The 12934-nt window shown below is 67.1% G+C and carries 13 protein-coding genes; 1 reads left to right on the top strand and 12 read right to left on the bottom strand.

The window, feature by feature from the left end; translation table 11 throughout:
* Nucleotide 1 precedes the first annotated feature (1 nt).
* A complete protein-coding gene (locus tag RND78_RS14080; RefSeq protein ID WP_312729572.1) occupies nucleotides 2–787 on the top strand; it encodes a MetQ/NlpA family ABC transporter substrate-binding protein in 786 nt (261 codons plus the stop codon).
* Nucleotides 788–801: 14 nt separating this feature from the next.
* Here RND78_RS14080 and RND78_RS14075 read toward each other — a convergent pair whose 3' ends face one another.
* From RND78_RS14075 to RND78_RS14020, 12 genes are all read right to left on the bottom strand, one after another.
* The gene (locus RND78_RS14075; RefSeq protein WP_312729570.1) at nucleotides 802–1404 is read right to left on the bottom strand and encodes a class I SAM-dependent methyltransferase; all 603 of its coding nucleotides are present in this window, start codon (nucleotides 1402–1404) and stop codon (nucleotides 802–804) included.
* A 285-nt stretch (nucleotides 1405–1689) separates the two neighbouring features.
* Nucleotides 1690–3312 (bottom strand): HAMP domain-containing methyl-accepting chemotaxis protein, encoded by a 1623-nt coding sequence (locus RND78_RS14070; protein WP_312729569.1) that lies wholly within the window; start codon nucleotides 3310–3312, stop codon nucleotides 1690–1692.
* Between the two features lie 171 nt (nucleotides 3313–3483).
* The gene (locus RND78_RS14065) at nucleotides 3484–4230 is read right to left on the bottom strand and encodes an ABC transporter ATP-binding protein (protein ID WP_312729568.1); all 747 of its coding nucleotides are present in this window, start codon (nucleotides 4228–4230) and stop codon (nucleotides 3484–3486) included.
* A gap of 2 nt (nucleotides 4231–4232) precedes the next feature.
* Complete coding sequence (locus RND78_RS14060) at nucleotides 4233–5555, bottom strand: ABC transporter substrate-binding protein (protein ID WP_312729567.1); 1323 nt, start codon at nucleotides 5553–5555, stop codon at nucleotides 4233–4235.
* Between the two features lie 60 nt (nucleotides 5556–5615).
* Nucleotides 5616–6662 carry a branched-chain amino acid ABC transporter permease gene (locus RND78_RS14055; protein ID WP_312729565.1) on the bottom strand — a complete coding sequence of 349 codons (1047 nt, stop codon included), beginning with the start codon at nucleotides 6660–6662 and terminating at the stop codon, nucleotides 5616–5618.
* Nucleotides 6663–6672: 10 nt separating this feature from the next.
* On the bottom strand, nucleotides 6673–7554 hold the full coding sequence (locus RND78_RS14050) for a branched-chain amino acid ABC transporter permease (protein WP_312729563.1): 882 nt from the start codon (nucleotides 7552–7554) through the stop codon (nucleotides 6673–6675).
* A 27-nt stretch (nucleotides 7555–7581) separates the two neighbouring features.
* Complete coding sequence (locus tag RND78_RS14045; protein WP_312729562.1) at nucleotides 7582–8382, bottom strand: ABC transporter ATP-binding protein; 801 nt, start codon at nucleotides 8380–8382, stop codon at nucleotides 7582–7584.
* A 3-nt stretch (nucleotides 8383–8385) separates the two neighbouring features.
* Nucleotides 8386–9477: a dimethylsulfone monooxygenase SfnG gene (gene sfnG, locus RND78_RS14040; protein ID WP_312729561.1), complete on the bottom strand. Its 1092-nt coding sequence runs from the start codon at nucleotides 9475–9477 to the stop codon at nucleotides 8386–8388.
* A 223-nt stretch (nucleotides 9478–9700) separates the two neighbouring features.
* On the bottom strand, nucleotides 9701–10885 hold the full coding sequence (locus RND78_RS14035) for a signal peptide prediction (protein ID WP_312729560.1): 1185 nt from the start codon (nucleotides 10883–10885) through the stop codon (nucleotides 9701–9703).
* Entirely contained in the window at nucleotides 10882–11871 is a 990-nt protein-coding gene (locus RND78_RS14030) for a GTP-binding protein (RefSeq protein WP_312729558.1), read from the bottom strand. The genes RND78_RS14035 and RND78_RS14030 overlap by 4 nt, the downstream gene beginning before the upstream one ends.
* Complete coding sequence (locus RND78_RS14025) at nucleotides 11868–12167, bottom strand: hypothetical protein (RefSeq protein WP_158897133.1); 300 nt, start codon at nucleotides 12165–12167, stop codon at nucleotides 11868–11870. Before RND78_RS14025 ends, RND78_RS14030 begins: the two co-directional genes overlap by 4 nt.
* A 9-nt stretch (nucleotides 12168–12176) precedes the next feature.
* Nucleotides 12177–12926 (bottom strand): SDR family NAD(P)-dependent oxidoreductase, encoded by a 750-nt coding sequence (locus RND78_RS14020; protein WP_312729557.1) that lies wholly within the window; start codon nucleotides 12924–12926, stop codon nucleotides 12177–12179.
* Nucleotides 12927–12934: the final 8 nt, after the last annotated feature.

Here is a 12934-nt window from a genome sequence, read left to right as displayed (position 1 = left end):
TATGACCCGCCTAAGCCCCCTGCTCTTCGCCCTCGGCCTCCTCAGCACCGTGGCGCTGGCCGATCCGCTCAAGATCGGCACCACCGCCGCCTTCGCCCCGCCGCTGGAAGTGGCCGTGCAGGAGGCCAAGGCCGCCGGCGTGGACGTGGAGATCGTCGAATTCAGCGACTGGATCGCGCCCAACACCAGCCTCGCCAACCGCGACATCGACGCCAACTACTACCAGCACATTCCCTTCCTGGAGAACGCCAAGCGCACCGCCGGCTACGACCTGGTGGCCGTGGCACCAGGGATCATCAACAACGTCGGGCTCTATTCGAAGAAGTACAAGACCCTCGCCGAGGTACCCAAGGGCGCGCGGGTGGCCATCGCCAACGACGCCATCAACGGCGGCCGTGGCCTGTTGCTGCTGGAAAAGGCCGGCTTCATCACGCTCAAGCCCGGCGTTGGCTACCACGCCACCCTGGCCGACATCACCAGCAATCCGCGCGACATCCAGATCGTCGAGCTGGAGGCCGTGCAGTTGGCGCGCTCGCTGGACGACGTCGACGTGGCCCAGGGCTATCCGCACTATTTGCGCCTGGCCAAGACCATCGACCCCAACCAGGCCCTGCTCTTCGACGGTCTCGACCATCCCGAGTACGTCATCCAGTTCGTCGCGCGGCCAGACAACAAGGACGATCCACGGCTGGCCAAGCTGATCGATGTCTACCAGCATTCGCCCAAGGTCCGTGCCGCCCTGGACCAGGCCCACGGCACGCTCTACCAGCCAGGCTGGAAGGAGTAGCGCTCGTGGACTGATCAGACCTTTTCGACGACGAAGGCGCAACGTCCCCTGTTGCTGCTGCCGTCGGGCAGGTCCATGAATTCCTCGACGAGGACGCGCGTGCCCTGCTCCAGCAGGAGGGCACGCAGCGCCTCAGGGGGATGGGAGTCGTAGAAGAACGGCTGGTCGAACATCCGGTCGACGAAGGCCTCGTTCGCCGAACCGCCCGAGGTCAGCATCAACCGCCCGCCCCGCGGCAGTCCGGCGATCACCCGGCCCAGGACGACGGCATGCCAGTGACGTTCGAGATGGAATAGCGAATCCCAGAGCAGCGCGCCCTGGTAGGGCTCGGCGCAGGCATAGGTTTCCAGGCGTGCCTCGATCCAGCGTTGCTTGGGGAATTCCCGGCGAGCATGAGCCAGCATGGCGGCCGCCTGATCGACCCCGAGAACGCGATGCCCCCGGGCGACGATGGCCGCCGCGACCGGCGTCCCCGTGCCACAGCCCAGATCGAGCAGCGTGGCATTGGGCGCCAGGTTCTCCAGCAACACGTCCAGATAACGCCCCTCGTCCTCTCGGAGGCTGATCCTGGCCTGGCGGAAGGTATCGGCGATGGCGTTGTAGGAGGTCTTGTTCATGGTGAAAACCTGGTTGCCGCTTTGAAAATTCAGCCCAGGGTAGCAACAGGAACGGCGTCCTAGGCTAGACGCCCGTCACGCCTCGGAGCCTGTTCACGATCTGCCGTGCGTCGGCCAAACAGCGTTGAAGAGCCCCCTGGAGCGCCAGCCCCGCCTGGGCGGCCCCGTCGCAATGCTCATTTACCACCCGTAAACTCGTGCGCGAGTCCGATCCGCTTCCTCAGGTGTTTTCGCGGGGTCGCCTAGGCTTGTTTGGCTCTAGCTCGCGAGATCGTGAACAGGTTTTCAGAACTGAAAGCGATGCAGCATCCGCTGCAACTCACCCGAGGTTCCGCTCAGCTCGTCGATGGCACTGCCCACCAGGGACGAGGCCTCGGAGTTGCGGACCGACAGGTCGCGGATGTTCACCAGGTTGCGGTCGATTTCCCGGGCGACCTGCGCCTGCTCCTCGGCCGCGCTGGCGATCACCAGGTTGCGCTCGTGGATGGCGACGATCGCCTGGTTGATCTCCTCCAGCGCCTGGCCGCTGGCCTCGGCGCTGACGAGGCTCTCGCCCACTTGGCGAGTACCACTTTGCATGGCGCCCACCGCCTGCCGAGTACCGTTCTGTATACGCGAGACCATCTGCTCGATCTCGGCGGTGGAACTTTGGGTACGTCCGGCCAGGGCGCGAACCTCGTCGGCGACCACGGCGAAGCCGCGCCCGGCATCGCCCGCACGAGCCGCTTCGATGGCCGCGTTGAGCGCCAGCAGGTTGGTCTGTTCGGCGATGGCGCGGATCACGTCCAGCACCGTACCGATCTTCTGCGACTCTTCCGCCAGTTGCTCGATGTCGGTCGACGCCTGGTCCATGCCTTGCCCCAGCACCCGGATGGTGGTCAGGGTGTGCTGTACCTGCTGGCTGCCCCGCTGAGCGATCCGCTGGGAATCGTCGGACGCCTGCGAGGTTGAAACCGCGTTGCTGGCCACCTCTTCCACGGCAGCCGTCATCTCGTTCACCGCGGTAGCGGCCTGCTGGATCTCGTCATGCTGCTGGGCGACTTCCCCCAGGTTGCGCTGGGTGATGCGGCTCACCTCGCCGCAGGCACCGCCGAGCTGATCCGAGGTGCTGTTGATCAGGCCCAGGGCCTGGCGCAGGCTTGCCTGCATTCCGGACAAGGCTTCGAGCAACTGCGAAGGTTCGTCGCGGCCTTGCACCTGCAGGCTCTGGCGCAGATCACCATCGGCCATGGCCCGTGCCGCCGCGATGGCGGAGCGTAGCGGCTTCACGATGCTGCGGGTCAGCCCCCAGGCCAGCGCGATCGTCAGCAGCAGGGCCAGGCCCAACACCACCAGCGAGCCGAACCAGATGGTCTGGTAGCGAGCGGTAGCCTCCGCCGTATAGAGGTTGCTCTCCTCGACGTTGGTCTTGAGCAGGGCATTGAAAAGGTCGCCGGTCTTGTTGGAGGCATCCTGGATACCACCGTTGAGCAGCGTCCGCATGGCCTCCACGTTGCCCTGGTCGGACAGGTTCCGATATTGAGCAAGCAAGGTCCGATAGGTGCCGATGGTGGCGTCCAGTTGCTCGAAGCTGCTACGGCCCTGGGCGGTCACCACCTGGCGGTAATCCTGCATGGCCTTGTCCAGCAGGCCGATCAGCACCTCCAGCCGAGCCACGGTGGGCGTGAGCACCGCGGGCTCGCGATTGAGCATCATGCGCAGGGTGATGACCCGGATACCCAGCTGATTGTCGCGGATCTGGGCCAGCGAACGACTGCCCGCCAGGGAGACGTTTTCCGTATGCACCAGTGCGCTGCGCAGCGAGTGCGCATTGTAAAGGCCGAAAAGACCGAGTAGCAGCACCAGCACGGCGATCACCGCGAAGCTCAGCCCTGCCCGAGTACCGATATTGTAATTGTTCAAATTCATCGAGCCCCACCCATGGAAGGTATTGATTAACCCTCAGGGTTTCGGTCCGAGCGGAGCGGACTTGAGCGCTCGCAGCCCGGCGGGAAGCAGGTTCCGGGCGATTATCGTCCAGTCGTCATGCCAGGGCTCCAGTGCCCTGTTCGCGCGCGCCCGAGAACTAGGACGTGACCCTCAGCCCACCCCCAGATAGGCCGCCTGCACCGCCTCCCGCGTCAGGCTTTCGCCGGGTACTCCCGCCTGCACGAGGCGTCCGCTTTCCAGTACGTAGGCCTGGTGGGCATAGTCCAGGGCGATGGCACTGTTCTGCTCGGCCATGAGCACGCTCAAGCCCTCTTCGCGATTCAACCGGGCGACGCTTGCGAAGATCTCCTCCACCACCAGCGGCGCCAGGCCCATGGACGGTTCGTCCAGCAGCAACAACCGGGGCCGGGCCATGAGCGCACGACCGAGGGCGATCATCTGCTGCTCGCCGCCGGAGGTCAGGCCGGCCAGCTGCTTGCGCTTGGCCGCCAGCCGGGGAAACCAGCCATAGATGCGCTCCAGTTCGGTACGCTGCGCGCCCCGCCCCAGGCGCCGGGCGAAGCCCCCGCTGAGCAGGTTTTCCTCCACGCTCAGCCGCCCGAAGCAGTGGCGACCCTCCAGTACCTGGACCAACCCCGCCCGTACCCGGGCATCGGGCGTCTGGTCGGCCAGGTCCTGGCCCCCGTAGCGGATGGCGCCCCGAACCAGCTCGCCACGACCGGCGCCGAGCAGGCCGGAGATGGCCTTGAGCGTGGTGCTCTTGCCCGCGCCATTGGCGCCCAGCAGGGCCACCACCTGCCCCTGCCGGACCTCCAGACTGACCCCGCTGACGGCCAGGATGGCGCCGTCGTAGCGGACTTCGATGGCGTCGACCGCCAGCAAGGGGGTAGCCGTCATGCTCAGCTCTCCTTGCTGCAATCGCGTGGCGTGATGCCCTTTTCCTTGGCGTACTGCTGTGCCGACGCCTCGATGATCGGCCGCAGGAAGGCGCGGTCGGCCTGCACCCAGTCGCTCACCAGTTTCCACTGCTCGCCATCCCACTGCTGGATGCGAATGGCGCCGCCGCCTTCATGGTCGGCGCAGGAGAGCTTGAGCGGCTGCACCAGGCCCTTGGCGCCCAGGGCCTGCAGGCGGGCGTCATCCAGGTTCAGGTGCTCGAAGCCCCAGCGTACCTGCTCACCGGTGAGGGGCTTGTCACCGTACTTGGCCTGGGCCAGGCGCAGCGCCTCGACGTTGAGGATGCCGTTGACCACCCCGAGGTTGTAGTAGACGGTGCCGAATCTCTTGGGATCGGCCAGGTCGCTCTGCCCCTTGGCCACCACGTCGCGCTCGATGCCCTGCAGCACGGGGAAGTCGGTGCCCGAGGGATGGGTGGTGATGGCCAGGAAGCCCTTGGCCGCCGCGCCGGCCGGACGCACGTCTTCCTCGGAGTTACTCCAGATGTTGCCGATGATGTGGTCGACCGGATAGCCGACCTTCTGCGCGGTCTTGATCGCCACCGGATTCATCACGCCCCAGCCGCGCAGGATCACCCAGTCGGGCTTGATCCGGCGGATGTTGAGCCACTGGGACTGCTGCTCGTTGCCCGGGTGGGGCACTTCCAGCAGGGTCAGCTCGAAGCCATAGCGATCCGCCAGCTTCTGCAGGACCTCGTTGGTCTCCTTGCCGTAGGGCGAGCCATGGTAGAGGGTGACGATCTTCTTGCCCTTGAGGCTGGCCTCGCCACCGCCCTGCTGGGCGATCCAGTTGAGGATGGCCGAGACCTCGGAATAGGGATTGAGCTGCAGCGGGAAGACATAGGGGAAGACGCTGCCGTCGGTGGAGTCGGTACGGCCATGATTGATGGTGATCAGCGGCAGCCGGTCGGCGGTGGACCTTTCCAGGGTGGCATAGGCGATCCCTACCGACAGCGGATTGGTGGCAGCTGCAGGCGCGCCGTCACGCCCCTTCTTCAGGCGCTCGTAGCACTCCACGCCTTTCTCGACGATGTATTCGGTTTCGCACTCGCTCCACACCAGCTTGACGCCGTTCACGCCGCCGTTGGCGTTGACGTATTTCATATAGTCGATGAAGCCGCCGAAGAAGCCGGTGCCCCCCGCCGCATAGGGGCCGACGCGATAGCTCTGCAGGGGGAAATATTGCTCGCCCGCCGCCTGGACCGGGCCGAGGGTGGTGAGGCCCAGGGCCAGGACGAGACTACCGAGCAGGGTACGCTTGAACATGAGGACTTTCCTTGTTGGGGGTGTTGGGCCGGCGAGCCTTCCCGCCGACGAAGGTTGAGATCAGCGTCGGCGCAGGCGTTGCCAGGCGCGCGTGGCGAGGCGGGCCAGGCCCTCGGGCTCCTTGATCAACACCAGGATGATCAGGGCGCCGAAGACCATCTTCTGCAGGTTCTCCAACTGGCCCGCGGCGATGAGGTCGCCCGGCAGCCAGCCGGCCAGGTTGGAGAGCAGCAGTGGGAACAGCACGATGAAGGCCGCGCCGTAGAGGCTGCCGGCCAGGCTGCCCAGGCCACCGAGGATGACGATGAAGAGAATCTGGAAGGAGCGACTCAGGTCGAAGCCGTTGGGCTCCACGGTCCCCAGGTAGGTGAAGGCCCAGAGCGCCCCGGCGACGCCCAGGTAGAAGCCACTGAAGGCGAAGGCCAGCAACTTGGCGCGTACCACCGACAGGCCCATCACCGCGGCGGCGGTCTCGCGATCGCGCACCGCCATCCAGGTGCGACCCAGTTCGCCATGCACCAGTCGCGCGGCCAAGGCGAACAGCACCAGCGCCACCACCAGGGTGGCCAGATAGCGCCCCAGCGGCCCGCCGAAGTCATGGCCCAGCAGCACCAGGGGTGGCGCGCTGATGACCCCCGAGGCGTTGCCATGGGAGAACCAGTCGAAGCGGGTCAGCGCCCAGAGGATGAAGAATTGCGCGGCCAGGCTGGAGACGATCAGGTAGAAGCCGCGAATCCTCAGGCTGGGCAGGCCGAACAGCACCGATACCAGCGCCGCCAGCAGGCCGCCGGCAAACAGGCACAGCGGCAACGGCCAGCCCAGGCGCACCTGCAGGTTGTAGGTGGCGAAGGCGCCCACCGCCATGAAGGCGGCCGAGCCCAGCGACAGCTGCCCGGCGTAGCCGGTGAGCAGATTCAATCCCAGCCCGGCCAGGGCCAGCACCAGGAAGGGAATCAGCAGGGCATTGAACAGATAGTCGTTGCCGATCCAGGGCAGCACGCCGCAGGCCAGGGCCAGGAGCACGGCCACTACCAGGCGTACCGGCCGAATCGCGGGCGCACGGGAAGACAGCGGACGCGCGGCCAGCGCGTCGACGGAGGTGGTCATGGTGAATCCTCTAGACGCGCTCGACCGTGGGTTCGCCGAACAGGCCGACCGGTCGAATCAGCAGAAATACCAGGGCGAAGGCATAGGGAAACCAGTTCTCGATGCCGCCACCGATGACGGGGCCGAGATAGACCTCGGCGAGCTTTTCAGTGGCCCCGATCAGCAGGCCGCCGACGATGGCACCGGTGATCGAGGAGAAGCCGCCGATGATCAGCACCGGCAGCGCCTTGAGCACGATCAGCGACAGTGAGAACTGCACCCCCAGCCGCGCGCCCCAGAGCAGCCCGGCCACCAGGCCGACGCAGCCCGCCACCGCCCATACCAGCGCCCAGATCCGCGGCAGCCGGATACCCACCGCCTGGGCCGCCAGCGGATCGTCGGCCACCGCGCGCAGCGAGATACCCAACCGCGTCCGTTCGAACAGCAGCGACAGGACCACCACCAGCATCGCCGCTACCGCCGCGGCGAACAGATCGAAGGACGACAGCAGCAAGCCACCCAGTTCCAGCGGGCTGTCCTCGATGCCCAGGTCCAGGCCGTGCACCTGGGCGCCCCATAGCGCCTGGGCCGCACCCTCGATGAAATAGGCCAGCCCCAGGGTGGCCATGAACAGCACCAAGGGTGAACGATTCACCAGCGGCCGCAGCACCGTGCGCTCCACCGCCACGGCCAGCAGCACCATGGCACCCACGGTCGTCGTCAGCGCCAGCCAGACCGGCAGGCCGCGCTCCACCAGGCTGACATAGGTGAGGGCGGCGAACAGCAGCATGGCGCCCTGGGCGAAATTGAACACGCCCGAAGCCCGGTAGATGAGCACGAAGCCCAGCGCCACCAGCGCATACATCACCCCGGCGAGCAGGCCGCCGAGCAAGACTTCCAAGAAAAACGCCATGGTTTTCTCCCTGTGGCGTCCAATGTCCTAATGACGGGTACCTAGGTAAGCAGCTATAACCGCCGGGTCCTGCCGTACCTCAGCAGGCGCGCCATCGGCGATGAGGCGACCGTAGTCCAGCACCACCACGTGGTCCGCCAGCTGCATCACCACCTGGATGTCGTGCTCGATCAGCACCACGGTGACGCCGCGCTCGCGGTTGATGGCCTGGATGTAGCCACTCAGCTCCCGCTTCTCGCCGGCGTTCATCCCCGCCATGGGCTCGTCCAGCAGCAGCAGGCGTGGCTGGGCAGCCAGCGCCCGGGCCAGTTCCACCCGCTTCTGCAAGCCATAGGGCAGGCTGCCCACGAGGGTCTCGCGCCAGGGGCCCAGGTGCAGGAAATCCAGCGCCCACTCGGCCACTGCCCGCTGCGCCCGCTCTTCCGCCGGCGCCCGTCCCAGGGCGAAGACCTGTTCCGGCCAGGAGGCCCGGCGATGGCGCCCCCGTCCGGTGAGCACGTTGTCCAGTACGCTCATGCCCTTGAACAGCGCCAGGTTCTGGAAGGTGCGGGCGACCCCGGCGTGGGCGGCGGCCTGGGGGCGCCGCAAGGCCGCGGCGCTACCGGCCAGCCGCACACTGCCCTGCTGTGGCCGGTAGAGTCCGTTGATCACATTGAGCAGCGAACTCTTGCCGGCACCATTGGGCCCGATGAGGGCGCAGATCTCGCCCTCGCGGACCTGGAAGCTGACCCCGGTGAAGGCCGTGACGCCACCGAAGGCCAGCGTCAAGTCGCTGACCTCCAGCAATACCGGCGGTAGCGCGCTAGCCGTCGCCAGGTTTGCCCCCATGGCCTAGGCCGCCGCCTGCGCCGCAGCGCGGGCTTCCAGCTCGCGCACCAGCGGCAGCACCCGCTTGCCGAAATACTCCACCTCCTCCTGGAAGTGCAGGAAGCCCGCCAGTACCAGGTCTACGCCTTCCGCCTTGAGCGCCACGATGCGCTCGGCGACCTGTTCCGGAGTACCGATCAGGTTGGGCTTGAAGCCGTCGTTGTACTGCACCAGGTCCTCGAAACTGGAGTTGGCCCAGTTGCCCTGGCCTTCCGGGCTGGCAGCACCGGCTTGGCGCGCCGCATCACCGAAGGCCTTGACCGCTTCGGGATTGGCCTGGGCGACGATGTCCTGCAGGACCTCGCGCGCCTCGGCCTCGGTGTCGCGGGCGATGATGAAGGCGTTGACGCCGATCTTGACCTGGCGCCCCTCCGCCGCGGCCTTGGCGCGCAGATCCTGCACCTGGGCGCGGATGTCCTCGCGGGTGCCACCGTTGGTGAAGTACCAGTCCGACACCCGCGCCGCCATGTCCCGCGCTGCCCGCGAACTGCCGCCCTGGAAGATTTCCGGGTGTGGCTGCTGTAGCGGCTTGGGCTTCAGGGTGTAGTCGCGGAAACGATAGAAATCGCCGGCAAAGGTGAAGTTGTCCTGGGTCCAGATGCCCTTGAGGGCGCGGATGAATTCCTCGGAACGGCGATAGCGCTCGTCGTGCTCCAACCAGGGTTCGCCGATGCCGTGGAATTCGCCCTTGAACCAGCCGGACACCAGGTTGATCGCGATGCGGCCGTTGGTGAGCTGGTCGATGGTCGCCAGCTGCTTGGCCGCCAGCGCCGGATTCCAGGGACCGGGCAGGATGGCGGCGATCACCTTGAGTCGCTCGGTGGCGGCCAGCAACGCATGGCTGAAGGCCACCGATTCATGCTGGTACTCGGCGCCGTAGCCGGCGGTGAAGCGGATCTGCGTCAGGGCGTAGTCGAAGCCGGCCTGCTCGGCGAGCTGGGCCAGCTTGCGGTTGTAGTCGATGCCCCAATGGGTGCGCTGCTCGATGTTGCTGACGACCAGGCCGCCGCTGACGTTGGGGACCCAATAGGCGAATTTGACGGGGTTCTGCGACATCCAAAGGCTCTCCGGGTTGGGCTCGCCGCAGGGGCGAGCGATACAGTGACCCTGAACCTCTAATCAAGAACCGAACCAAGTCTAAAAGAACAATAAAATCAATGACTTGATTATAAAATAAAGACGATGTCGGCTGTAGCCCGAGCGACAGCTGCCCGACCACTGTTGCCGCAGCAACAGCTCGCCAACGGCTCTGGCACGGCATTTTCGTACAAAGGCCAGGTCAGCCCGCGGTGGTCCGCAGGAATTCGCTCCAGCGACGCACCAGGTAGTTGTGTTCGTCCATCACCGAATTCCACACGCCGATATGGCTCATCCGCTCGGCATAGGAACCGCCTTCACGACGCTGGCCCACCTCGATCAGTGGCAGGCCGTCGCTACCGTGCAACTCCTCCCGTGCGGGCAGGCCGTCGTACCAGAAGTCCCACTCGGCTGCGCTGAGGTGATCCCGCGCCCGGACCGGATTGGCGATGTAGAAGCCCTGGCGCGCCATCACCGCGCCGGGCCAGCCGGCCAGCCACCAGTTGAGGTAGGCATAGGCGGCGTCGCGTACCCGTCCCTCGGCGCAGCGCGACAGCGACAGGCCACCGAACCAGGCGCGATAACCCTCGCGCGGTACCGCCACCCGGTAATCCACCCCCGCCCGGTGCAGGGCCATGAGCATGGGCGACCAGAGACTCTGGATATCCACCCCGGCAGCCAGGGCCAGCTCACCAGCGCTGCGGTCGTCGGACCAGAACGCCGCGAAATGCCGATGGCGCTGGCGCTCCACCAGCAGCTCGGCCAGGCGGTCGATCTCCTCCAGGCGCAGGTTGCCAATGTCGTCGAAACGGGCGAGACCAGTGGCCTGGATCGCCAGGGCGGCATCCAGGGCGCCGATGGCGGCGTCGCTCTGCAGGGCGCTGTGGCCGCACCAGCCTTCGTCGATCAGCCAGGCCCAGCTCTCCTGCTGACCCACCAGGGCGGCAGGCAGGCTTTCCGGACGATAGGCGAAGCTGTCGGCGTTGTGGGTCAGCGGCAGCATGCTGATACGTTCGCTGGGCTGGCCACCGAGACTGCCGTCGTGCTGCACATAGAGGCGGTCGCAAGGGCGGCAGCCCGGCGCAAGGCGATCCGTGGCATGTAGCCGGCCGCGCTTGGGCAGGTCGTTGATCTCCTCCCAGAGCGCGATACGGCGGATGTCGATGGGCTGGATCGCCCGCGCCGGCCAGACGAAGTCGACGTTGTGGAACCACTGGTCATAGAGATCGTAGCTGCCCGGCTCCAGCACCGCGATGCGCTGGGCGGTCTGGACATCATGGATCTGGTAGACCAGGCGGATGCCCAGCTCCGCCTCCGCCCGCTGGCGGATGGGTTCGAGCAGGGTCACCGAGGTGCCCAGCACCCTCAGGGTCAGCGGCGTGCTCATGCGGCCCGTCCCAGTCCGCCCATGAAGGCGGCGAAGGAGCGTCTGAGCAGCGCGGTGTCCAGGTCACGGACGATGAATACCAGCCGCGAGCGGCGTTCGCCCGCCGGCCAGGCCGGCAGGTGCACCGGCGGATGCAGGCTGTGCTGCACACCGTGGATGACGATGGGTTGGCTGGCGTCGATCACGTCGAGGATACCCTTGACTCGGAGGATGCGTTGCCCGTGGCATCTTAGCAGCATCGACAGCCACACCCCGAAGGCCATCCAGTCCAGCGGCCGGTCGAACTCCAGGCAGCAGACCTCGGCGCTGCCGTGGCGGCCTTCGGCGACCGCGGCGAACAGCCGCCAGCGACCAACCTCGGCGGCGGGATCGGCGGCGCGCAAGCCCTCGCCCAGCAGCAGCTCGTCACCATTGACCACACTGGACGTCAGCGCCCGGGTGGCGGTGGGATTGAGCTGGGCCAGATGCCGATCCAGCCGCTCCAGCACGGCAGGCGCGACCCGGTCGGCCTTGCTCAGCAGCAGGCGGTCGGCGGCGGTGACCTGGTTGAGCCACTCCGGGTGCAAGCCCTCCTGCAACGCGGCGTGCTCGGCGTCCACCACGGTCACCAGCAAGCCCAGGTGGAAGCGGCCGCGCAACTGGGGATCGAGATTGAGGGTGGCCAGGATGGGCCCTGGATCGGCCAACCCGGTGGTCTCCAGCAACACCCGGCGAAAGGCCGGGATCTCGCCGCGGCTGCGACGTCCGTGCAACGTCAGCAACGCCGCCTTGAGGTCACCCCGCACCGAGCAGCAGACGCAGCCGCTGGGCAGCAGCACGGTGTCCGGGGCCACCTCTTCCACCAGCAGGTGGTCGATGCCGACCTCGCCGAATTCGTTGATCAGCAGCGCCGTCTCGCCCAGGGTCTCCTGGGCCAGCAGCCGCCGCAGCAGGGTGGTCTTGCCGCTGCCGAGAAAGCCGGTGATGACATTGACGGCAAGGCTCATGGCGCCAACTCCAGCGGCGCCAGCACCCGCGGGTCCAGGGGATCGAGCGGTCGCCCCAGCACCGCCTCGGCCTGGCGCCAGAGGTCGTCCAGGCCCTCGGCCAGGGCCTGGCGCCCGGTCGGGCCCTGGATCAGGTAGGAGGCGCCCTGAACATCGCTCACGGTCAGCCGGAAAGGCGCCACCACCCGGTTGATGGCGGCGACCCGACGCAGGCGCTCACGCCGCCGGGGCAGGTCATCGCCCAGCGGATCGCTCCAATGGAGATCCGGGCCGAGCAGGCCGCACAGTCCGCACATGGCTACCTCCTAGGGCATGACGTCGCCGGCATTGGGACCCAGGGTCTGGCCGACGAAGAGATTGCCACCCGGATCGCTGGCCAGCAGCAGCGCCACCGGCGCCACCTCCTCCGCGCGACCGAAGCGGCCCAGCGGCAGTTCACGCGCCTTGGCCGCCTTCCACTCGGCGCTGATACCGTCCACCAGGGGCGTCTCGATGGGCCCGGGGGCGATGGCGTTGACCAGCACGTTGTCGCGGCCCACCTCCAGTGCCAGCGACTTGGTGAAGCCGATCACCCCGGCCTTGGCCGCCGCATAGTGACAGAGTTCGGCGCCGCCCTTGATGCCGAGCTGGGAAGCGACGTTGATGATGCGTCCCCAGTGTTGCGCCTGCATGTGCGGCAGGGCGCGCTGGCTGGCGAGAAAGACGCTGGTGAGGTCGACGCGCAGCATGTCGTTCCACTGCGCCAGGGTCAGGTCGACGCAGGGCGCCTGGGTCAGCATCCCGGCGTTGTTGACCAGGATGTCGATGCCGCCATGGGCCGCCACGCAGGCATCCACTCCGGCCCAGGCGCCCTCCGGCTGGCCGACGTCGGCGACGGTCTCGGTCACCACGGCCCCCAGGGCACGGCATTCCGCGGCCGCCCGCGCCAGTCGCTCGGCGTCGCGGTCGGCCAGCACCAGGCGCGCCCCCGCAGCGGCATAGCTGCGGGCGATGGCGGCGCCGATCCCGCTGGCCGCGCCGGTCACCAGGGCGCGGCGGTCTGTCAGCTCGAACATGCTCTTCT

The organism is Pseudomonas oryzihabitans (assembly GCF_032027545.1).
GTDB classification, from domain to species: Bacteria; Pseudomonadota; Gammaproteobacteria; order Pseudomonadales; family Pseudomonadaceae; genus Chryseomonas; species Chryseomonas oryzihabitans_F.
Note: the sequence above shows the minus strand (reverse complement) of the source record. Positions and strands in the feature narration are given on the sequence as shown.

Coding starts and splice junctions, on each gene's coding strand:
- RND78_RS14030 (WP_312729558.1), bottom strand. CDS start 11,871: ATGAGCCTTGCCGTCAATGTCATCACCGGCTTTCTCGGCAGCGGCAAG.
- sfnG (WP_312729561.1), bottom strand. CDS start 9,477: ATGTCGCAGAACCCCGTCAAATTCGCCTATTGGGTCCCCAACGTCAGC.
- RND78_RS14065 (WP_312729568.1), bottom strand. CDS start 4,230: ATGACGGCTACCCCCTTGCTGGCGGTCGACGCCATCGAAGTCCGCTAC.
- RND78_RS14080 (WP_312729572.1), top strand. CDS start 2: ATGACCCGCCTAAGCCCCCTGCTCTTCGCCCTCGGCCTCCTCAGCACC.
- RND78_RS14025 (WP_158897133.1), bottom strand. CDS start 12,167: ATGTGCGGACTGTGCGGCCTGCTCGGCCCGGATCTCCATTGGAGCGAT.
- RND78_RS14020 (WP_312729557.1), bottom strand. CDS start 12,926: ATGTTCGAGCTGACAGACCGCCGCGCCCTGGTGACCGGCGCGGCCAGC.
- RND78_RS14050 (WP_312729563.1), bottom strand. CDS start 7,554: ATGGCGTTTTTCTTGGAAGTCTTGCTCGGCGGCCTGCTCGCCGGGGTG.
- RND78_RS14035 (WP_312729560.1), bottom strand. CDS start 10,885: ATGAGCACGCCGCTGACCCTGAGGGTGCTGGGCACCTCGGTGACCCTG.
- RND78_RS14045 (WP_312729562.1), bottom strand. CDS start 8,382: ATGGGGGCAAACCTGGCGACGGCTAGCGCGCTACCGCCGGTATTGCTG.
- RND78_RS14070 (WP_312729569.1), bottom strand. CDS start 3,312: ATGAATTTGAACAATTACAATATCGGTACTCGGGCAGGGCTGAGCTTC.
- RND78_RS14075 (WP_312729570.1), bottom strand. CDS start 1,404: ATGAACAAGACCTCCTACAACGCCATCGCCGATACCTTCCGCCAGGCC.
- RND78_RS14055 (WP_312729565.1), bottom strand. CDS start 6,662: ATGACCACCTCCGTCGACGCGCTGGCCGCGCGTCCGCTGTCTTCCCGT.
- RND78_RS14060 (WP_312729567.1), bottom strand. CDS start 5,555: ATGTTCAAGCGTACCCTGCTCGGTAGTCTCGTCCTGGCCCTGGGCCTC.